This window comes from Pseudoalteromonas sp. ABE4_541, from assembly GCF_056312285.1.
In genome coordinates, this window is sequence record NZ_JBSVEM010000011.1 from 95,770 (window position 1) to 117,834 (window position 22,065).

General features: G+C 43.6%; 14 protein-coding genes. 12 read left to right on the forward strand and 2 right to left on the reverse strand.

The window, feature by feature from the left end; all coding sequences use genetic code 11:
- Position 1 precedes the first annotated feature (1 nt).
- From ACW689_RS12400 to ACW689_RS12440, 9 genes are all read left to right on the forward strand, one after another.
- Positions 2-1,606 (forward strand): ABC transporter substrate-binding protein, encoded by a 1,605-nt coding sequence (locus ACW689_RS12400; RefSeq protein WP_476291773.1) that lies wholly within the window; start codon positions 2-4, stop codon positions 1,604-1,606.
- On the forward strand, positions 1,606-2,640 hold the full coding sequence (locus ACW689_RS12405; RefSeq protein ID WP_476291775.1) for an ABC transporter permease: 1,035 nt from the start codon (positions 1,606-1,608) through the stop codon (positions 2,638-2,640). Before ACW689_RS12400 ends, ACW689_RS12405 begins: the two co-directional genes overlap by 1 nt.
- Entirely contained in the window at positions 2,627-3,520 is an 894-nt protein-coding gene (locus tag ACW689_RS12410) for an ABC transporter permease subunit (RefSeq protein ID WP_476291777.1), read from the forward strand. The genes ACW689_RS12405 and ACW689_RS12410 overlap by 14 nt, the downstream gene beginning before the upstream one ends.
- Positions 3,520-4,527, forward strand: coding sequence for a peptide ABC transporter ATP-binding protein (locus tag ACW689_RS12415; RefSeq protein WP_476291779.1), 1,008 nt, complete (start codon positions 3,520-3,522; stop codon positions 4,525-4,527). Before ACW689_RS12410 ends, ACW689_RS12415 begins: the two co-directional genes overlap by 1 nt.
- Positions 4,512-5,273: an ATP-binding cassette domain-containing protein gene (locus tag ACW689_RS12420; RefSeq protein WP_476291781.1), complete on the forward strand. Its 762-nt coding sequence runs from the start codon at positions 4,512-4,514 to the stop codon at positions 5,271-5,273. Before ACW689_RS12415 ends, ACW689_RS12420 begins: the two co-directional genes overlap by 16 nt.
- 386 nt (positions 5,274-5,659) lie before the next feature.
- Positions 5,660-6,982 carry an ABC transporter permease gene (locus ACW689_RS12425; protein WP_476291783.1) on the forward strand — a complete coding sequence of 441 codons (1,323 nt, stop codon included), beginning with the start codon at positions 5,660-5,662 and terminating at the stop codon, positions 6,980-6,982.
- An 8-nt stretch (positions 6,983-6,990) separates the two neighbouring features.
- Positions 6,991-8,202, forward strand: coding sequence for an ABC transporter permease (locus ACW689_RS12430; protein WP_476291785.1), 1,212 nt, complete (start codon positions 6,991-6,993; stop codon positions 8,200-8,202).
- A gap of 344 nt (positions 8,203-8,546) precedes the next feature.
- A complete protein-coding gene (locus tag ACW689_RS12435; protein WP_476291787.1) occupies positions 8,547-8,801 on the forward strand; it encodes a helix-turn-helix domain-containing protein in 255 nt (84 codons plus the stop codon).
- 238 nt (positions 8,802-9,039) lie between these two features.
- Positions 9,040-9,639 (forward strand): hypothetical protein, encoded by a 600-nt coding sequence (locus ACW689_RS12440; RefSeq protein WP_476291788.1) that lies wholly within the window; start codon positions 9,040-9,042, stop codon positions 9,637-9,639.
- Positions 9,640-9,801: 162 nt separating this feature from the next.
- Here ACW689_RS12440 and ACW689_RS12445 read toward each other — a convergent pair whose 3' ends face one another.
- The gene (locus ACW689_RS12445; RefSeq protein ID WP_476291789.1) at positions 9,802-12,978 is read right to left on the reverse strand and encodes an amidohydrolase family protein; all 3,177 of its coding nucleotides are present in this window, start codon (positions 12,976-12,978) and stop codon (positions 9,802-9,804) included.
- Positions 12,979-13,084: 106 nt separating this feature from the next.
- The gene (locus ACW689_RS12450) at positions 13,085-13,918 is read right to left on the reverse strand and encodes a M90 family metallopeptidase (RefSeq protein ID WP_476291790.1); all 834 of its coding nucleotides are present in this window, start codon (positions 13,916-13,918) and stop codon (positions 13,085-13,087) included.
- 300 nt (positions 13,919-14,218) lie between these two features.
- On the opposite strand from ACW689_RS12450, the gene ACW689_RS12455 reads away from it, so the two are divergent.
- From ACW689_RS12455 to ACW689_RS12465, 3 genes are all read left to right on the forward strand, one after another.
- Positions 14,219-16,546 carry a DEAD/DEAH box helicase gene (locus tag ACW689_RS12455; RefSeq protein ID WP_476291792.1) on the forward strand — a complete coding sequence of 776 codons (2,328 nt, stop codon included), beginning with the start codon at positions 14,219-14,221 and terminating at the stop codon, positions 16,544-16,546.
- Between the two features lie 472 nt (positions 16,547-17,018).
- Complete coding sequence (locus ACW689_RS12460; RefSeq protein ID WP_476291794.1) at positions 17,019-19,238, forward strand: TonB-dependent receptor; 2,220 nt, start codon at positions 17,019-17,021, stop codon at positions 19,236-19,238.
- A 349-nt stretch (positions 19,239-19,587) separates the two neighbouring features.
- The gene (locus ACW689_RS12465) at positions 19,588-22,056 is read left to right on the forward strand and encodes an InlB B-repeat-containing protein (RefSeq protein ID WP_476291796.1); all 2,469 of its coding nucleotides are present in this window, start codon (positions 19,588-19,590) and stop codon (positions 22,054-22,056) included.
- The last annotated feature ends 9 nt before the right edge of the window (positions 22,057-22,065 follow it).

Genomic DNA, 22,065 nt, shown 5'->3' on the forward strand with positions numbered 1-22,065 from the left:
TGTGCGTAATTTGCTGTTGGGTGCGTATTGCATCTACTTGCTAGGCTGTGTAGATGCTAGCCAACAAACAATCAAGAAAACACAAGGGTTGGTGTATTGTGCTGAGGCAAACCCAGTCTCGTTCAATCCACAAGTAACCACTACCGGGTCAACGATTGATATTATTGCCAGCCAATTATACGACACCTTGCTTAGCATCGATCCGGAGACGGCTGAATTTCAACCAGAAATAGCCCAGCATTGGGAAGTCAGCGAAAACGGCAAAGCGGTGACTTTCTACCTTAGAAAAGACGTACAATTTCATCATACTGATTACTTTGCGCCCACTCGCTACCTTAACGCCGACGACGTGGTATTTTCATTTAGCCGCTTATTTGACGTGTACAATCCATATCACTTTGTGGGTGATGCAAATTATCCTTACTTTCAAAGTGTTGGACTCGATCAACTCATAAGAAAAATTGTTAAAGTAGACGATTACACAGTTCGATTCGAATTGTTCAATGCAGAGAGTAGCTTTCTGTCTAATCTAGCGACTGACTTTGCCGTGATCTTATCAAAAGAATATGCGGATCATCTCACAACGCTAGAACAAAAGCCGTTATTCGATATGTACCCTGTTGGCACAGGGCCTTTCAAATATAAAGATTTTTTACGTGATAATCTCATTCGTTACCATCGCAATGAACATTACTGGAAGCATAAGGTCCCTATGCAACAACTGGTATTTGATATTACCACCAATGGTACTAGTCGCATTGCAAAAATGCTTACAAAAGAATGTGATATCACAGCACACCCAAGCGCCACTCAACTCAGTGTGCTTAATGAACGTGAAGACATTCGCGTTGACAAAGCACCTAATCTCAATATCGGCTACTGGGCTTTCAATACGGAGCGACCACCGTTTGACAATCCACTTGTTCGCAAGGCGCTGGCTCATTCCGTCGATTTTGAAAAAATCATGCAAGCGGTTTTTTATGGTAATGGTGTTCAAGCACGTTCACATTTGCCGCCTTCTTCATGGGCATATCAAGCACAGCCAAACATGCCAACGTACAACCCAGATTATGCAAAACAGCTGCTCACTGAAGCCGGTTATGAACAAGGTTTTAGCATGACACTATGGGCCATGCCGGTATCGCGCATTTATAACCCAAATGCGCGAAAAATGGCTGAGCTTATTCAAAGCGATCTTAAAGAAATTGGCATTACCGCACAAATTGTTGAGTATGAATGGAATACTTTTTTAGAACGCGTTGGCCAACACGAGCACGATAGCGTACTGCTTGGCTGGGCCGCAGATACACCCGACCCTGACAACTTTTTTAGTCCATTACTGAGTTGCACGGCCACGTTTAGTGGTAAAAACCCGGCTAACTGGTGTGATCCTGAGTTTGATTTATTGCTGACACAAGCGTTAGACACCACTGACGTTGAACAACGCAAAGTGTATTATCAACAGGCGCAGGCAATGATCATAGAGAAACTCCCCCTAATTCCAATCGCACACGGTATGCGTTATCAAGCAACAAGTACCGACCTTGCCGATATCTCATTACGTCCATTCGGCGGTATTTCTTTAGGCAAAGCGAGGCGCCAATAATGCTACTTGAGTATCTTCTACGACGCTTTAGCTTACTGCTGTTTATGGTTTTCACCTTAACCGTTTTTACCTTTTCGCTCAGTTATTTATTTCCTGGCGAATTACTCAGTAACGTCAGTGGTATTTTGCATCCAACTTATGAACAAAACCAACTGCTCAAACAAAAATACCACTTAGACGATGGAATAATGATTCAATACGCGGCGTTTTTGAATCGAATATTACATGGCGACTGGGGGCTCTCCTTGTCTTCAGGCCAACCTGTATTTGAGCATGTGGTCACGCTATTTCCAGCCACTTTAGAACTATGCGTATACGCACTGGCTGTTGCTATTATGTTTGGTATTCCGGGGGGGATCATCGCCTCAGCCTACCATAAAAAATGGCCTGAGAAATTTATCAATACGATGAGCTTACTTGGCTTTTCCGTTCCGATATTCTGGTTAGCCCTGTTGCTAATTATGGTGTTTTGCTTAGGCCTGGGTCTTTTCCCGATGTCAGGGCGTATTGGCCTACTTTACGAGGTAGAGCCGATCAGCAATTTCATTTTATTAGATATTGTTTTACAGGGTTTTCCTTATCAAGGTTTAGCCTTTGTTGATGCATTGCATCATTTAACGATTCCCACAATTGTACTTGCAATGTACCCAACAACTGTTTTGATCCGCTTCACCCGTGACTCCATGCTAGATGTTATGGAGCAAAACTACATCAAAACCGCACGAGCCAAAGGGCTTAATCGACGTCAATTGGTCATGCACCATGCACTTCGTAACGCTTTATTGCCCGTCATTAAGCAAATAGGTTTGCAATTCAGTACTTTGATCACGCTGGCTATGGTGACTGAGGTGATTTTTTCTTGGCCGGGTATAGGCCGTTGGTTGATAGATAGCATTTATCAAAGAGACTACCCTGCTATACAGGGGGGCTTGCTTGCCATCTCTATGTTTGTAATTTTGGCGAATATGTTGGCTGAATTCAGCCATACCTTATTTGACCCATTATCGAGAAATCAGGCCCATGGCAAAGTTTAATTTATTCAGTGAAGAGTCAAACCGCTCTCCGTTATCTCGATTATGGCGTAAGTTTAAATCTAATCACCCTGCTTTAGTTGGCTTATGGGTGTTTGTTGCGCTTACTTTGCTTGCCATCACAGCGCCATTCATAGCCCCCTATGGCATCAATCAGCAGCATGGTGACGCGCTCTTATTACCCCCCTCTTGGCATGAGCTGGGGGATGTACGTTTCATTCTTGGTACCGATGATTTAGGCCGCGACGTACTCTCTCGACTTATGAATGGTGCAACTTACACGTTTGGCTTGTCTATCATCGCCGCTTTGGTCACCACCTTGATTGGCGTGATACTTGGCACCTTTGCAGGGATCAGTAAAGGCGTACGCTCTAGCGTGCTCAATCATGTTTTAGATATTACGCTTTCAATACCCTCTTTATTGTTGGCGATCATTATTATTGCCGTACTTGGGCCTGGGCTTTTAAATACCGTTTGGGCAATTATTTTAGCATTACTACCACAGCATGTGCATTCTGTGCGTAACTTAGTGGTAGAAGAGCTGAGCAAAGATCATATTACCGCATTTCGTCTAGATGGCGCGTCACATTGGCAAATATTAACAAGGGGTGTGCTGCCCAATATTTACGAGCATATTGTGGTCATTTTTACCATGGCGCTGTCTACCGCAATATTAGATATCGCCGCTTTGGGCTTTCTAAAGCTAGGCGCACAACCCCCAACGACTGAATGGGGGGCAATTTTGGCGGAAAATTTGAGTCTAATTTATCTTGCACCTTGGACCGTAGGGTTACCAGGAGTGTTACTGTTCATTGCCGTGTTATCAACCAACTTAGTCGGTGATGGCTTGCGCCAGGTGCTAAAAGGACGAAAGGTGGACTAATGCAGTTACTCGATATTAGAAATTTAACGATAGAGCTGCGCACCGAAGACGGCGTGATCAAAGCGGTTGATAAAATCAATTTGAGCCTAAAAGAAGGTGAAGTGCATGCACTGGTTGGTGAGTCAGGCTCTGGCAAAAGTTTGATAGCAAAAGCGATCGTTGGCGTATTAAATCAGCGCTGGACGGTAACCGCTGACAGAATGCATTGGCAAGGCGAAGATTTAATGCGCTTAAGTCCCGAGAAACGCCGTAAAGTAGTCAGCCGTGATATCGCAATGATCTACCAAGAGCCAAGCCGAAGCCTCGATCCAACAGCCAAAATCTATGAACAAGTGGCAGAGTCGCTACCCGATAACTGTTTCAAAAAAGGCTTTTTCTCCCGTAATCTTGAGCGCAAAGAGAAAGTAAAAGCCTTACTGCACAAAGTGGGCATTCGCGATGATAAAAAGGTCGCCAGCAGCTACCCACACGAGCTCTCTGAAGGCGTATGTCAAAAGGTGATGATCGCCATGGCAATCGCGCGCAGCCCTAAGTTACTCATTGCCGATGAGCCAACCACTGCTCTTGAAAGTGTGGCGCGCGCACAAGTATTTCGCTTGCTGAAAAGTTTTAATCAGCTGAAAAACATGTCAGTACTGATGATTTCACATGAACTAGAAGAGATCACAGACTGGTCTCACGCCATGCATGTACTTTATTGCGGGCAGATGGTAGAGGCTGGACCAACAAACAAGGTTTTTCACTCACCAAGGCACCCTTACACCCAAGCGTTGGTGAAAAGCTTACCTGATTACGCACAAGGGCTTGCTCATAAAGAGCCATTTTACGCCCTAAAAGGCACTATTCCGCCACTGCAGCATTTACCCATCGGCTGCAGGCTTGGTCCTCGTTGCCCTCAAGCACAAAAGCAATGCGTTGTGACACCGCCGCAAATTCGTATCCATGGCCATAGTTATGCCTGCCATTTCCCACTCATTAAGGAGCCAAAGAAATGCAACCGCTCTTAAAAGTACAGGCTCTCAGCAAATCATTTTGTACCCGTGCCGGTGTGTTTAAACGTAAACATGCACAAGTACTGCAAGATATTTCCTTTGCAGTGGGTCACGGCGAAACGCTGGCTATCATTGGCGAAACAGGTTCAGGAAAAAGCACCTTAGCAAGAGTGTTGGCGGGCGCCGATCATGGTGATAAAGGGCAAATTTTATTAGACGGTGACACCATAGAAGATGACGGCCTTCGCAAAACACAATGCCGCCATATTCGTCTTATTTTTCAAGATCCAACTCGTTCACTCAACCCAGGTTTAACCATTGGTGACATGCTCGATGACTGCTTAAGCCTTAATACTGAGTTAACACCTCAGCAGCGCCATAGTAAAACCAAACTTACTTTGGTTCGCGTTGGTCTATTGGCAGAACATTATGACTATTATCCCCATATGTTCAGTGGCGGACAGTTGCAACGTGTTGCACTAGCTCGTGCGTTAATACTCGACCCAAAAGTAGTTGTACTCGATGAAGCGTTATCCTCGCTTGACCCGTCTGTGCGAGCACAAACCGTGAACCTGCTATTAGAGTTACAACGTGAATCTGGCCTCAGCTATATTCTGATCACCCACCACCTGAGTTTGGTGAAACATATGTCAGATCAATTGCTGGTACTCAATAAAGGTAAGGTTGCTGAATACGGTGATACACGTGCTATCTTTGCATCACCTAAATCCCGTGTCATGCAAAGGCTTTTAAACGTTTAGCTTGTAACTTTGCCACTCGACATCATAGCGGGTGGCGCTTGTTCCCAACTTGACCCATTTTCAATAAAGCTCACCCCTAAGTTCAGCCGCCATATTTTTCCATCAAAAATATTAAGTTTTTAATATTCCTTTACTTTAGTTTACTCACATGCGGCGTGCTCCTGATACGCTCGCCGCAAACAAAATTAACAACAGTTTATTTTGTGTTAATTTTACATACTATAAATCGGTAATTTATATTCTGACTCTGTCTACATTCAAACTATTGATTAACCAGCCTAAGCATGGAACGAAACCAAGCAGGATGTCACCCTGCTAAATGAAAGGAATAACATTTTGACATATCTATTAAACTCCCAACAAAGACCAATGTACGGGTAACTGCTATGTTGGCTTACTATTTTAAACTTGCATTGTTGGGGATGCGTAAGACCCCGCTATTAAGTTTTTTAATCGTTATCATGATAGCGGTTGGAATTGGCGCAACCATGACCACCTACACGGTCAGTTATATGATGTCTAAAGATCCTATCCCCTCGAAAAGTCATACCCTTTTCAATGTGCAATTGGACAATTACACCAAAGAATATGCCATACAAATGGGCGATAAGCTGGGTTATACAATTACTTACCAAGACGCAGTCAACTTGCTCAAGTCTGACATACCACTCAACCAGGTGGCACTGAACTCAACCAAAGAAATGCTTTCTAATCCTGAGCGTTCAGACTTAGATACGCTCAATATCATGGTCCGTACCACCACACCGGATTTTTTTAACATTTTTGATGTACCGTTTGCATTTGGTACAGGCTGGGGTCAACAAGCTGAAACAGATGCGGCACAAGTGATTGTCTTAAGCAAAAAAACCAACGACTTGTTATTTAATGGCGAAAACTCGGTAGGCAAAATCGTTCACTTTGCCGAGCGAGTGTTTACAGTTATTGGCGTCATTGAACATTGGTCTCCTATCCCCAAGTTTTATAGTAACGCCGTTGATACTTATAACGCGCCATACGATGCATTTATTCCACTCAACACACAGATAAAAAATGAGCTGTACTCTTCTTTTACTTCTGACACCTACTGTTTGCAAGAGCCCGCAGACGGCTCTTTTGATGCACTGCTCACCTCCGAATGTACCATGATGAACATGTGGGTAGAGTTGCCCGATGCGCAAACAAAAGCCCAATATAAAGACTTTCTAACGCAATATATGCAACAGCAACAAGGGCTCGGACGCTTTCCAAACAGCACTCGCTCAAAACTACTCAATGTAAAGGAGCGCTTGTTAGACGATGACATGATCCCAAACGATAGCAAGTTAGGCGTTTGGCTGGCGGTGTTATTTCTTTTGGTTTGCCTCATCAATTGCATGAGCCTAATGATGGCCAAGTTTTTTGGCCGAACTAAAGAGGTCGGTTTACGTAGGGCCGTTGGTGCCAGCAAACAACATATTTTGATGCAATTTGCGACTGAACTCATTTTGCTCGGCGCGCTTGGCGGCTTATTAGGGCTTGCTTTAACACAGCTCGGCCTCAAAGCACTCACTCGTGTTTACTACTATATGCCCGCAGATATTATGCAAATGAATTTGCCATTGGCTGGGCTCACCTTACTGTTAGCGCTTGCGGGTAGCCTTATTTTTGGCTTATTCCCAGTGCTCAAGGCCAGCCAAACCTTGCCATCAAGCCAACTTAAAAGTCTTTAGGAGTTAACATGAAAGATCTATTACCCATTCTAAAGTCTTTTAAAAAGCAAAAGGTGGCGCCTATTTTATTGGCTTTACAAGTGGCTATCACCTTTATGGTGCTGGTTAATACCGCGTATATGATCAGCGAGCGCAGTAAAAAAATGCAGCGTCCAACTGGTCTTGATGAGCCAAACACCTTTTATCTTATTACCAATTTAGTGGGTGAGCATCACCAAGCACTGTCTGAGCACAACGAAGTACTACGACAAATTAGGTCTGTTGATGGGGTGCTAGCTGCAACCGCACTACCTAGTATGCCACTGGATGGTTGGGGACGTCATACCGACTTTTACCTTGACCCTAAGGGCAATAGCATGGGCTATGGCGGCTATTTAAGTGCCGATGAACATGCCTTAGCGGCCCTTGATTTAGAGCTGATTGCCGGAGAGTGGTTTGAACCCAGTGATATTATCGAATCGAGCAATGAGGGTAACTTTCTTTCCTCTCAAGTGGTCGTCACCCAAGCTCTGGCACAAAAAATCTATCCAAACAATTGGCGAGATATTGTCGGTACCACCCTTTACTTTAGCGACCAACCACATCGCGTTAAGGGGGTAATAAAAACGCTGCAAAATGCGTGGCAATTTTGGTCAGCGGTTGATGTAACCGTATTAGCAGGTGTGAATGAAGCTTTAGCGACCGCACCAAGCCATATTGCAATTCGTACACAACCGGGACGACTGGATGAAGTGATGTCTCAGAGCGTTGATTTACTATTAAAAACCCCCGGTCGAAAAATTGAGCGTATCGCAACCATGAATGAGGTTAGGCAAAAAGCCTACAAAGAAGATTTGGCCACCAGCCAAGTTTTAACTGCGATTGCCATTAGCCTAACTTTTTTCACCGCACTTGGCATATTTGGACAAGCCCGTTACAACGTAAGCAGACGAACCAAGCAAATAGGCACCCGCCGAGCATTAGGCGCAAATAAAGCGGATATTGTCCGCTATTTTATGACTGAAAACGCTATTGTATCGGTCATTGGCGTGTGTCTCGGCTGGATAGGGGCGGTGATCTTAAACAACCAATTTGTTGCTTTACTCACCATAAGCCCAGTTCCCATGCACTATTTGTTAGCGGGTACACTGATGATCATCGCTTTAGGCCAACTGGCCGTTGTCTACCCAGCAACCAAAGCAAGTAACGTATCACCCGCGATAGCCACACGAGGGGCTTAAACATCACGTGATAAGAATCGTTGTTTTAATTGATAGCGCTCATTGTTTTATACTCGCAATGAGCGCTATTAAACACCGCTACGCCTTTTACTTCAGCAAAAAGAGCGGCCCCTAGCTCAAATAACACGTCGTACTGATACAACCCCAAAAGTAAATCAAATGTTGATTTTGTTGCTGTTTTAAAATATCTTATGAGCCTCTAGCCCTGCACGGCTAAGGCAAACTTTACTTGCTAACATTGATATTACTGACAAATTCAACTTTTAGCACAACACGCCATTGTTAAAATTATGTATATTTAGATGGGTAAAAGTCTCCCCATCATCATAAAAAAGGGAAAGAACGTGATTAATGGTGACGACTTGAGGTCGATGAGGTTAAAAGCTGGCATTTCTCAAGAACAAATGGCGAAAAAACTAGAGTGTGACCGTAAAACGATTAGCAACTACGAGTTTGGTGTGAGTGATATTCGTTCTAAAGAACTATTCAAATGGTTTTTCTTCTGTAAAATCGATGTTGACTCATTGCTAAACCAAATCAGAGGCCTTAACGATGAGGCTAGCAGCTCTGAAAAATCTAAATTACAGGATGATGAATAATGAAAAGAGCCTACTTCCAAAATATTTTGAATATCTGTTCGGTCAATACTGAGGTTATAAATAAAAAGCTGGTTACTTGTACGGATAGTAGGTTAGTTTCCTCGCATTTATATAGAGAGTTAAGCCAAGAACAATGCTCTCTAATTGCAAGTGCAGGTCCATGGAAACCCGCGCAGCCGACTCAGGCTAAATATATACCACCGTTGCCAAAATCTGATACACAAGGCGGGTAACAAGTATGAAGTTTTCACAACTTATTATTCTTACCATTATTTCACTAACCATATTTTATATTATGGTCGGAAATCCCAAGGTAACATCTGAAATTTACATAACAACCATTGCTCTAACTGCTTTTTACGGTGTTATGAGAAAGGACCCTAATGTTCTACATATAGCTTTAATCTTGCTTATTATTAATCTTATTGAATATATCATTTTTGCTTATGGCATCATAAACTTGGATAGTACAGGAAAGAATAAAGCACTCCATGGCAGTTTAATCTTTGGTATCCAACTTGTAATAAGTATAAGTTCAATTATTGTATTGCTTTTAAGAGTGCAAGTATCCCGCGCATTTTCTCGTTCAAGTAAAATCGAGCTCACCTACTTTGATGGCTTATTTCATTGGGTATTTATTTATCTATCGTTAGTTTATGTACTCGCAATCCTTGAACACCTTGCTCGAAATGTACTCGGCCTACAAAATATTACGATTATCTATTACAATTTTGAATCTTTAACTTATATCGCTTGGGCTGTATCCTGCGCATTATTGCTTACCATGGTCTTCATCACCGAGCAAAAAGGTAATCAGCAAAAGACTGAACAATTATAAGTAACTCTCTCATTCAGTTACGACTTCCCACATAAAACCAAAGTCACACAAAAAAGCCACAACACCCGTTGTGGCTTTTACCTCTGTGTATGCGCTTAAACAATCCTGAGCTTCGTCAGGATGACAAAACCCAGAATCTTTAAGTGCTTCACACCATTTTAATTACTGTTCGAAGTACATTTTATCGCGTGCTTTTTGGCCCACTTCATTCATGGTCGCGGCGTCGAATAAACGGCCGTTGATCATGGTGTAAGTGACCTTGTCGGTATCACGAATATTGCCTAGCGGATCGCCGTCAATGACCACTAAATCAGCTAGTTTACCCGCTTCGATTGAACCAATGTGCTTGTCTAAGCCAATATACTTCGCTGAGTCTAGGGTTGCTGCGCGTAGTGCTTCAAGTGAAGACATACCGCCTTGTGCAAACATCCAAATTTCCCAGTGCGCCGCTAGCCCTTCACGCTGGCCGTGTGCACCTAGGTTCACCAATACGCCTTGGTCTTGTAGCTCTTTTGATACACGTGCATTGTTAAAGTGATTGTAATGATAATCAGGCGCTTTAGAGCGACGTAAAGAGCTAGGCAATAGCTGCTTTTTAGGCACAAACTTACTCAATATTGGGTGTTGCCATACATTGGTTTTATCATACCAGTAGTTTTCACCCCAAATACCACCGTAAGCCACACCTAGGGTTGGTGTATAACCCACGTCAGTTTGTGACCATAACTGCTTAATGTCGTCATAAATATTGGCAACAGGGATAGAGTGCTCAACACCCGTATGACCATCTACCACCATACTCAAGTTATGCTGTAGTAGCGAACCACCTTCAGGCACAACCATCATACCCAGCTGACGAGCGGCCTCAACCACTTGCTGGCGTTGCTCGCGACGCGGCTGGTTGTATGACTTAACACTAAAGGCACCCACTTTTTGTAAACGCTCAATATGAAATTTAGCGTCATCTAACGAATCAATGTGCGCGGTGTAACCCGGTACGTTGGCACCATATAAAATAGTCCCCGTAGAGAAAATACGTGGGCCAACAATTTTACCCGCCTTTTGCATTTCGCTTGCCGCAAATACTTCAGTGGTATCGTTAGATGGATCATGAGTCGTGGTGACACCTAACGCCAATCCTGCAAGGTTTTTCCAGTTTTGCTCTGGGATAATTTCTTCACTACCCTGCCCGCTATGGGCGTGCACATCTACCAACCCAGGAATAATGGTTTTACCAGCTACATCAATCACTTTAGCATTGCTAGGAATGTTAACGTCAGATACTGTGCCAACCGCTTTAATATGCTTACCATCGGTCAACACCACACCGTTTTCAATTACTTTGTCGCCTTGCATGGTGACGATGGTTGCACCTTTTAGGGCTATCATCCCTTGAGGCTTGGCCATATCTTGCTTAAAGCCAATGTTGGTACCGCTTTTTACTTTAAAGTCGGCATCTTTATCTTGCTTGATGCTAAACACACCATCTAAGTTTGCATGATAAAGCTCTGGGCCTAAGCTCCAATATAGCTTGTCGCCTTTTGCACTCCAGCTAATATTTTCACCCGCTCGTACAGATAACTGCTCAACTGGGAATTGCTTATCCGTTGGAGAAATCGAGATTTTGCTGCCCGCTTTAACTAATGGCGTTACATATACTTTAAAGCGCTCTGCGAATGCAAGGTATTTACCATCCGGAGAAACACGATATTCCGTCGCATGCTTAGCATCGTAAAGTGTTTTTGACTCTTTGGTTTTTAAATCAATTGAACGCAGCTCTGGATGTTGGCCTTGCGCCATCACGTAAATGGTGTCGTTACTATCAGCAAACTGGGCTTGATAACCAGTTTCACTGATAAGCTGTACGTCACCCCCTTTGCTCGGTACTTGATACAAGCCCGGTTTTAATGACCATTCAGGCGCAAGTAACGAGCTACCGCTGCTTTTACGGAATACTACGACTTTTCCGTCAGGGCTAAAGGTTGGCTCTACATATTTACCCGGCTCTTTTGTAATTGCCTTACCGGTTTTGCCACCGCCGATAGAAATAACACGCACATCACCTTGCTTGTTGTCATCCCACGTGGTGTAAACCAGCTTCTTACCGTCGCGAGAAAACTGCGGGAAGAACTCAAAATGGTCATTTTGTGTGGTCAAACGTGCCACTTTACCTGACTCAAGATCACGCTTGTAAATATGTCCCATGGCTTCAAACACGGCTGTATCACCGTTTGGTGAAACCTGTACATTACGAAGCATTTTTACATCAAACTGCTCTTGGTCGATATTTTGCGCAAAGCGCAGTGCTTTTTGCACTTTTTTGGTGGTGTTTACGCTAAATTCAATGGTGTCAATTGACTTGTCTGCGACGTCAATTTGATGAATTTTACCGCCCGCCCAGAATACAATATTTTGGTTATCTGGTGTCCAAGCCATGGTTGGATATACGCCATGAATCGCCCATGTTTCTTGCATATCGCGTTCAAGATTGCCGTACAGCTTGGTTTCTTTGCCAGATTCTAAGTCATATAGATATAAGCTTGATTGGAAATCATCACGCTTCACATACGCCAGCGTTTTACCATCCGGTGATGGCGTTGGACGAATCGCGCCACCCATGCCTGACAAAATCACTTTAATTTCGCCCGTTTCACGGTCAAAACGCTTAATTTTGTAAATGCCTGATACAGAATCTTTTGAATAGTGGAACGTTTTACCCGGTGTCGCATCTTGTGAAAAATACACATAACGGCCATCTGGTGAGAATGCAGGCTCGCCTAAATCTTTTTGATCGTTCGCACGGGCAGTCAGTTTTACGCCTGTACCGCCTGATTTGTGATACATCCATACTTCACCAGCACCTAATGAACGTGTTGCCGTAAAGTGCTTACGCGCGACAATAAAGTCACCGTCTGGGCTCCAAGCTGGGCTATTCAACAAACGGAAGGTTTCGTTGGTCACTGCTTTTTGCTCTGAACCATCAGCCTTCATTATCCAAATATTATCGCCGCCACCCTGATCTGAGGTAAACGCAATGTACTGGCCATCTGGGCTAAAGCGTGGTTGCATTTGCCAACCAATGTCACTGGTAAGTTGTTTGGCTTCGCCACCTGTAACTGGCATGGTGTAAATGTCGCCGAGTAGGTCAAATGCCAGTGTTTTGCCATCAGGGCTAATGTCCACGTTCATCCAAGTGCCTTGTGACACCGAGATTTTGGCATCGGTGAATTCACCTTGCGGTGCGTCAACTTGCCATTTTTCTGATTTTTCTTCTGCTTGAGCCGTGCCCAAAGCTAATGCAATAGAGAGCGACAGCGCGCTGTAAAACTGTTTTTTCATATTTCTTATTACTCTCAACTTAAAGTGGCCACATCTCAACAAAAAATCAGCTCAGTTACCAGTAAAATGCCATCAATAACGAAATTACGCGGCGATCTTAGGCCGATTAAGCATGAGGTTGCCACGCGGTTGGGTCGAATTGGAAGTAGCGCATGAGTAAGCGATAAAGCTCTGGATCATAGCTTTTGAGCTGAGCTGGCTTTTCAATAAATGTTTCTGTTAATACAGCAAAAAACTCCGCTTCATTGGTTGCGCCATAACTATGGATCACATGGGGCATTTGATAAGCAACATGGCTTTTTAAATTGGTAAATGCGCGGCTAAATACACGCGACCAATCAGCATAGTCTTGCTTAGTTGCTAATTGAGGCGTGCCATTGGTTTGCCCTGTTTGTTGGTCCAGTTGATGGGCAAACTCATGAAATACCAAGTTATGCCCATCTCCGGGTAAGCGGTTACCTTCCAAAACATCGTGCCAACTCAACACCAGTGTCCCCCCGGGCCAAGACTCACCTTGACGAACTGCCGTGTGGTAGCTGACTAACCCTGCTTGGTCAGTATTGGTTTGCGGCACATAATAGCTACTCGGATACAACAGCACCTCTTTAACATTCGGGTACAACGGCCATGACTGTTTGAGCACCAGCAAACAGGCATCCGCAGCTACAATCAACGCCATCGCTCGGTTTACCTTTAAACCATCACGACCAACAATGCGTTTTTGATCTAAAAACCAAATAATGTGTTTTTCTAATGCCGCTCTATCGGCGTCCGTCATTGCCCTATAAATGGGCATGTAGTTGAGCAATACTCGCTTGTCCATATCAGACAAGGCGTGGTCTTGATATTTCTTCGCCCACAATATGTTTTGGATGTCTTGCCAGCGCCAATACGTCACCACAAAGGCCACCAGCGCAACCAACAATAAACCGTTTATCATAATGACTTAACCTCAAGTTTGGATAAGAGTTTTGAAACAAGCAATGTTTTGCAAGTTGGCCTTAACTTCAATCCAATGATGATATTTTGTTCAGTATCAAGGCGTTTTTACGCGGTAATAGCGGTCTATTACAAGTGAAAACAACGCTGAGAATGGGCAAAATAGCTTTATTGGGCAAATTCGCTTATCCGAAGTTGAGGTTACCTATTCATCTTTTTAAACATAGTTGGTACAAACAGCGGCATTTTCAATATAGCTTTGATAATATTTGTCTTCTTTTTGTATACCCGTATTTGAATTATGACCTTACCCATTGAAGCCATTAAATCTGAATTTTTAACCACACTCGAACAAAACAATGTTGTTGTAAGTGCGGCCACAGGCTCAGGTAAATCAACCTGTTTGCCTTTGTGGGCAAATCAGCAAGGTAAGGTATTGGTGATTGAACCAAGGCGCATTGCCTGTACGTCACTCGCTGAATTTTTAGCCCTTCAAGCCAAACAAAAAGTGGGAGAAAGTATTGGTTATGCCATTCGTTTTGAGCATCATTTTAACGACAGTACGCAAGTGATCTTTGCCACGCCAGGGGTGGCGCTGCGCTGGTACTTTGAAAATCAACTTAGTGACTATCAAGTGGTGATGCTGGATGAATTTCACGAACGTCGATGGGATATGGATTTATTACTCGCGCTGCTAAAAACACATAATCAACACCGTTTAATTGTAACGTCTGCCACGCTGAATACAGCCCCACTTTTAAACTATTTGAACGCCACAGCGCTGCACAGCGAAGGCAAAATGTACCCAGTTGAAGAGCGCTTTTTCAGCAATGACACCCGTGCAATGCCAAGCAAATATGATTTAAGCGAACGTATTTGTGAGGCGTGCGACTATGCGCTTGCCAATACCAGTGGTGATATTTTGGTGTTTCTGCCCGGCAAAGGAGAAATTCAAGCCGCAGCGGGCCAGCTTTCTCATCTCGATGCATTGGTCGTGCGCTTATATGGTGGCTGTAGTGCAGAGCAACAAAAACTGGCACTCAATGTTCAAGATCAGCAACGTATTATTCTCGCGACCAATGTTGCCGAGACCTCGTTAACCATACCCAATGTCAGCTGTGTGATTGATTCGGGTCTTGAACGGCGCACCCATTTACGAGCGGGCAAAACCGTACTCAACCTTGAAGCCATCGCCAAAGACTCAGCTAAACAGCGATTAGGCCGAGCTGGTCGCACGCAATCAGGTTTATGTATTCGCCTTTACGGTGAACATGCGCCGTTGATTGACACGACACCGCCAGAAATACACCGAGAAAGCCTCACCGAACTGGTACTTGCCGCTGGTTGTTCAAGCGATGGGGTCAACAGCTTGACGTTTATAGAACCGCTTCCCCGCGCTTCAAAATCGCAAGCCATTGAAAAGCTGACACGCATTAAAGCAATTGATAGTAATCAAAAAGCAACAGCGCTGGGTAAAATGCTCTATCCGCTGCCCGTCGATGCAGAACTGGCCTATTTGATCCAAGCGATGCCGACTAAACCTTTGCAACAAGCGATAATAGATGCCATTGCGGTACTGAGCGTACCCGCACGTGTATATCAATTACCTAATGCACCAGAGCACGTAGATGTGTTAAATAAACAACTGCCCAACCACTGCGACCTTGAACTCGTCATTGCGCTGGTGCGTGATCAACTAGACTGCGTCAAAGCTGAGCCTGATGCGCTCAACGAAGCGAAACAGTTTAGCGACCAATTACGCATTGTATTCGATTTACCTGAGCGTAAACACGCCGCAAGTTATGACCGAAACTTGCTTGTTGAAGCCATCGCCAAAGCCAAACCTGATTGGCTATATGTAAAACGGACCAATCGCCGAGGTGCGTTTGGCAATGGCCAAAGCGAAGTAGTGCCAGCCAAAGAAACACGCATCAATGAACAGTGCCAAGCCATGTTGGTGCTTGATACCTATGCACTCGCGGGAAAAGGCACCAAACAAGCCATGACCTTGGCCACTTTAAATGCCCCTGTGAGCCTAAATATCGTCTCCAATCTTGGCTTGGGTGAGCAGCAGTTTACAGGCGCATGCTTAATTGATGAGCGAGTCATGGCGAACATACGCTGCGTTTACGCGGGCCTTGAGTTAAATGAACAGCTTGTTGAAGCGTCTGGAGAGTTGCTCATCCCCGCCCTCGTAGAACTTATATTAAAGGGCGAATTACTCGCGCCAGCAGGTGAGCAAATTAGCCAGTCTTTGGCGCAGCACCAGCTTTATTTTCAAGCGCAAAACATACCATTTGGAGAGCAAACACCGCAGCAATACCTCACTCAAAAACTGCAAGAAGTCGGCATTGCTGAGCAAGATGATCTGCTCCTGCTAGAGCCACAGGATTTGTTCTTTCAACAAGTCGAGCCTTGGGAGCTAGACCCATTTATCGAAAAGCACCCGTTGCAAGTACAGCTCAATGATATGCTCATGCAAGTGGAATACTCGTTTACAGGTAAACGTATTCTACTCACTCATATCAGTGGCAATAGAAAAGACGCACCAAAAAAATGGGAACTCCCCGCCTGGTCTGGCTTTAAAATTAGGTATAAAAAAGCCAGTAAAGTTGTGGATGTAAAGTAGTTGAAAATAGCATAAAAACCACAGAGAGCCGTTTGGTAAATCATGCTCATCGTTGCTTCCATCTTAGTATGGAGCCTACAAAGGTGGGTTTTGCAACTTTAACTTAACTATAAACCTAGCAAACCTTCCATTTATAACAGATGTTTTTGAAAAAGGCACTAAAAACACCCCGTTTTTCGCAAAAAAATTTGCCTTTTTCGTACATCGCGTAGTAGTATACCCTCCCAATCGAATAGCAGCTTTTTTGCTGACCTTTCATTTTTTGTAATTGCCGTTTCGTAAAATAAAAAGTAAATAGCAGTCTCCCTTGGATGATTGCGTTTTTTTGCGCGCGCGTTTTACAAAGTTAATTGGTCTGCGGTTGCATTCACGGTTGGCGAGTTCCCGCACTGCGATGTCACGCGCAGCGAGTTCCTTCGCATGAAACCAAACACACGAGATTTAAAAGTTTAACCGTTTCTGAGGAACAAATATGAGCATCACTGTACGCAATTTATCCCCTATTGCCGGCGCTTTGGCAGTAGCACTAGCAAGCTTATCTTCTACATCAGTAATGGCAGAAGAAGCACAAGCTGAAAAATCAAAAATTGAAGCAATCACAGTAACCGCTACTAAGCGTTCGCAAGTGATTTACGAAGTACCAATTGCGATGAGTGCCTTTTCTGGTGATGACCTAGATTCACAAGGTATCTCAGACATCACTGATGTAGGTAAATTTGTTCCAAACCTAAATATCACAGGTTTTTCAGCAGGTCATAACTCATCTGCTAACCCATTTATTCGTGGTATTGGTCTGCAAGATCACCTTATCACAACGGATCCGGGCGTGAGTGTTTATGTTGACGGTGTTTACCTAGGCCGCCAAGTTGGCCAAAACTGGAACCTTGCAAATATCGAACGTATCGAAGTATTGCGTGGTCCTCAAGGGACACTTTATGGTCGTAACTCAATTGGTGGTGCGATTAACATCATCACCAAGCAACCAGATCAAGATGCCGTCACGAAAGTAAGTGCAGAAGTTGGTACTCGCGGTCGCTTAAAAGGCAGTATTTTCACAAACCAAGCGGTGAATGAAGATCTTGCTTTTAACTTTAACATGGGCTTTAACCGCCGTGGCGGCTTAGGTGAGTTTATTAACTTACCGAATGCCGAATACGATGTCGGTGAAAACCAAGAATTCCACGGTCGTGTGTCAATTAAATACAACGCAAGCGAAGACCTACGCCTAGTATTCACTGCTGACGCGAACGATGGTGAAGGTGGCACACGCCCTTTCACAACATTGATTGATGAATTACCAAATGGTCGCTTATATCAAAGTGGTTTGCGCAATTCAGATACAACTATCGACCCATACGACAGTGCAACAAGCACAATGGCAACATCTACCGTTTCTAACAGTGCTAACGGTGTGTCTTTAACGGCTGAATACGATATTAATGCTGATTTTGGTACTAAGTTTATTTTCTCTAAGCGTTCATCTGAATATAAAGCAGGTCTTGATGACGACAGCACAGCCGTTGCACTTGACCACTACCCAGAGCGCGGCACTGCGGACCAGACTTCTGTTGAGTTACAATTAACTGGTTACTTGGGCCGTGCTGACTTTGTTACGGGTGTTTACTGGTTTAATGAAGAAGGTTCAAACCGCCAAGATTCTTCTGAAGCAAGCTTTGATGGTGGTCCAACTAAACTTGAGCTCGACCAAGAAACAACCAGTCGAGCAGTATTTATCAACGTAGGCTACGACGCCACTGACGATTTACGTATTTCAGGTGGTATGCGTTATACAGAAGACGAAAAGTCTGCTTCAACCAATGTATTCGACCCGGTAGGTACTATTTACTCAAGCCGTGATTGGGATGAAATCTCTTGGGAATTAGCGGCCAACTACACCTTCGAAAATGGCTTAAACTGGTATGGTACAGTACAAACGGGTTACCAATCAGGTCAATACCCTGCACGTCCTTACTTCTTAATCGGTCAGTTCTTCGGTGCTGGTGGCTTTGATAAGCAAGAAGAAGCCGCTGCTGCGGTACGTGCAAACAATGCATTTATGGCAAGTGACAACATCAGTGCGATTAACTTTGAGACGGGTTTCAAAGGTCAGTTAACTGATGACTTCAGCATGAGTGTGGCATTTTTCAATACTGAATATGACGATTTACCATACCAAGTTAACGTCGTCACAGACGCGGGTTTTGATACCAACAACTTGATTGTTGAGCAAACATCACGCGGGGTTGAATTTGAAAGTACGTACTACGTAACAGACCGCTTTACGCTACACTCAAGCTTTGGCTTTATGGATGTTGATGTAGAAGAGCAAAACGGGGTTAAACCTGTGGCACCGCTAACACCTGAGTGGACTGCATCAATCAGCCCATCTTATGAGTTTGAATTAAACAGTGGCGCAACAGTGAACGCGCGTATGGACATTTCATACCGCGATGACATGTATGGTGAGCCAAGTTCAGATCCTCGTCGTATGACGCAAATTGACTCGCGTACAACAACTAACTTCGATATTACCTACTCACCAATGAATGCAAACTGGGACATCTCTTTGTATGGTCGTAATATCTTTGATGAGCGCTATGATGATGCTCGTTTGAACACTGGCGATTACATCCTAGTGATCAAGAGTAACGATGCCAGCGAGTTTGGTGTGCGCTACAAAGCAACTTTCTAATTCACGTCACAAAGCAAACTGCCGACTCACCAGAACCGGCAGTTTGCTCAGAAAAGCACTTGCCTCTTATCGCTTCTCAGTCCAAGCAGCCTTTACTAAGCTCGTCGTTATAAAAACAGCCCTAGTTACTACTTGTCACAGCTAACTGAGTTAAAACCAATTCAATAAACAAAAAACTATGAAATATGAAAATATTTCATAGTTTTTTGTGGTATTGTTTTGGGGCCAAATTGCACATTTACTCTTAAAAGGTGTAAATGAGAGCAACGGGAGGCTCTACTTAATCTTCCTTAGTCTGTACGCTTCCCAAAAAATAAATCGAAGAATGAGTATTAAAAGGACTGCAAAAATGAAAAGCATACTCAAACTATTTGCAAGCAATGTAGCTATTGCCGCATTAGGTATATCCTGTCATACCTATGCACAAAATGACACACAACAACTTTGTCTGTTGAATGAGTCGCAACTAAATACTGAGTTATCACATTTTACTCAGTTGGGGGGGGAGCACTTAAATAATGAATTAAGTTCTCTTGATACACAGTGTCAGCCCACACATGACCGTTTACAATCGACGCCACAAGAAGACCGCCAAGCCCCCAAAATCACTGCATGGCAACTGTCCAGCAATGAAGTAAACATTAGCACAGGAGAACAAACTGTTACGCTAACAATAAGAGCGTATGATGAAAGTGGCATCGACTCAGTTTACTTCGGTATCCTTCCACCAAATCGAAGCTATCCGATCCCCTCAAACAGAATAAAATTAGAGGACTGGACAGCCACCAGTGAAGAACATGTTTATGAAGCATCGGGCAGTCTCACACTTAAAACTGATAGAGATATTGGTGGGATTTGGCGTTCAACGATGATGTTTTTGAGAGATAAAAATGGCTATTACAGTCACTATACATCCGCCGCAGCCCTAAAAGAAATGGGTTTTGACCCTTATATTGCGATCACTAATGACGCAATGGTGAATGTAATGGCCCCACAATTGAGGGGCTACGCTTTATCACGCTCATCTGTCGACGTCAGCGCGGGCCAAAAAACAGTGAACCTAGAGGTCTTACTACATGATGAATCCGGTATTCAACAAGCGATCATAAATGTGATCCCGCCAGAAGAGTATCGCTCAGCCTTGTCTAGAAATGTAACCTTAACTGACTGGCAAGCAACGCAGCAAACCGACGTCTATAAAGCGACTGCAGAACTGGCATTTAATCCCAATGATGTGCCAGGGTCTTGGCGTTCATCTATTTCATACGCCTCAGATACCGATGGCAAAAACAGCACCATTATTTCAAATCGAGAAATACAAGACTATGGCTTTACTGCCAATATTGAAGTCATCAACTCAAATGATGTAGACACAACTCCTCCAGAATTAGTGGACCTTACTGTATCGAAAAGTGAACTCAATAGTACCGAAGAACAACAACAAGTAACGGTAAAAGTGAAGTTTACTGACCCGTCAGGGCTGCAAAATGGTTATATTAGCCTCGTTTCACCAACAGGGAATTACACAGATGACAAGGTCATACGTATAAATGAGTGGCAATCAACTGATGAAAAGAATGTTTTTATAGCTGAAGCTACATTTACTTTTGATAAAACCGCTCACGCTGGCGCATGGTTGGCTAGAAGTTGGCTTGTTGAAGATAAATACAAAAACCTATTTGATAGTACAAATATCGCTGAGTATGTTGCCAAAGGAATCAACCCATATATTTTTGTGAATGTTGCACATCAAGATATAAAAGATTTTCACATTGCAGCTACCACTACGCAGATGAAAGGACGTCTTAATAAGGCTGAGTCAATCACTTTGAATTTAAAAGATCTAACGGGTAAAACACTCCCAGAAGCGTTTTCTATTTCAGTTTTTGGTAATGAGCAGACGGAAGTTAATTTCGAGAGTATCAGCGGTACTGCGGCTTCAAATTGTGAGTTCTTAAACGGTAGCGGTAACTGTAAATTCAACATCCCTAAACAGGTACTGGAGAGCGACATAACATTTAATCTCACCGCCACAACAACAGAGCAAAATACGGTACAATTTAGGTTTGTATCCGATGAGCCAGAACTTAAATTAGATAATAATCAATTTAACGTCTCAATTGTCGGTTATGAACCAAAGATTTACACCGTAAAATTTGTTGATTGGGATGGTACCGTGCTTGCTACAGCGCAAGTGGAGGAAGGAGAAACGCCCTCAGCACCATCAAGCACACCCACGCGTAGCGGATACACTTTTACCGGTTGGGATCAGGCTTTATCAAAAATAGCTATTGATACAACCTTTACTGCACAATATGAGATCAACAAATATCAGGTAGTTTTCAAAGACTGGGATGGCACTGTACTCAAAGAAGTGGTGGTCAACCATGGCCAAACGGCAGCTGACTTTGATAGGCAGATCACAAGAGAAGGCTATACATTTACCGGCTGGGATCATGCACTCGATAACATCACTGAAAACCTAACAATTACTGCGCAATACGAGATAAACAAGTATCAAGTAACTTTCAAAGACTGGGACGGAAAAGAACTAGCCAAGCTTGAAGTTGAACACGGTTCTGCCGCTGTTGCGCCAGAGTCACCTACACGTGTAAACCACGTATTCACAGGATGGGATAAATCATTTGAGCAAATAACGAGTGCACTTTCAGTCACTGCGCAATATACCAAAGTTACAGGGCAAACAGCGAATGCTGAAAATAATAAAACTGAGTCATCTAGCTCTGGCTCTTTTGGTTATATTATGAGTCTTTTAGCTTTATTAGTCACTTTGCGAAGATTTAATAGAAAAGCGTAAATCTAAATG

What these genes read in the sequence shown, in the direction of transcription:
- ACW689_RS12420 (WP_476291781.1), top strand. Translation starts at nt 4,512, where the DNA reads ATGCAACCGCTCTTAAAAGTACAGGCTCTCAGCAAATCATTTTGTACC.
- ACW689_RS12445 (WP_476291789.1), bottom strand. Translation starts at nt 12,978, where the DNA reads ATGAAAAAACAGTTTTACAGCGCGCTGTCGCTCTCTATTGCATTAGCT.
- ACW689_RS12450 (WP_476291790.1), bottom strand. Translation starts at nt 13,918, where the DNA reads ATGATAAACGGTTTATTGTTGGTTGCGCTGGTGGCCTTTGTGGTGACG.
- ACW689_RS12405 (WP_476291775.1), top strand. Translation starts at nt 1,606, where the DNA reads ATGCTACTTGAGTATCTTCTACGACGCTTTAGCTTACTGCTGTTTATG.
- ACW689_RS12455 (WP_476291792.1), top strand. Translation starts at nt 14,219, where the DNA reads ATGACCTTACCCATTGAAGCCATTAAATCTGAATTTTTAACCACACTC.
- ACW689_RS12425 (WP_476291783.1), top strand. Translation starts at nt 5,660, where the DNA reads ATGTTGGCTTACTATTTTAAACTTGCATTGTTGGGGATGCGTAAGACC.
- ACW689_RS12440 (WP_476291788.1), top strand. Translation starts at nt 9,040, where the DNA reads ATGAAGTTTTCACAACTTATTATTCTTACCATTATTTCACTAACCATA.
- ACW689_RS12415 (WP_476291779.1), top strand. Translation starts at nt 3,520, where the DNA reads ATGCAGTTACTCGATATTAGAAATTTAACGATAGAGCTGCGCACCGAA.
- ACW689_RS12430 (WP_476291785.1), top strand. Translation starts at nt 6,991, where the DNA reads ATGAAAGATCTATTACCCATTCTAAAGTCTTTTAAAAAGCAAAAGGTG.
- ACW689_RS12410 (WP_476291777.1), top strand. Translation starts at nt 2,627, where the DNA reads ATGGCAAAGTTTAATTTATTCAGTGAAGAGTCAAACCGCTCTCCGTTA.
- ACW689_RS12465 (WP_476291796.1), top strand. Translation starts at nt 19,588, where the DNA reads ATGAAAAGCATACTCAAACTATTTGCAAGCAATGTAGCTATTGCCGCA.
- ACW689_RS12460 (WP_476291794.1), top strand. Translation starts at nt 17,019, where the DNA reads ATGAGCATCACTGTACGCAATTTATCCCCTATTGCCGGCGCTTTGGCA.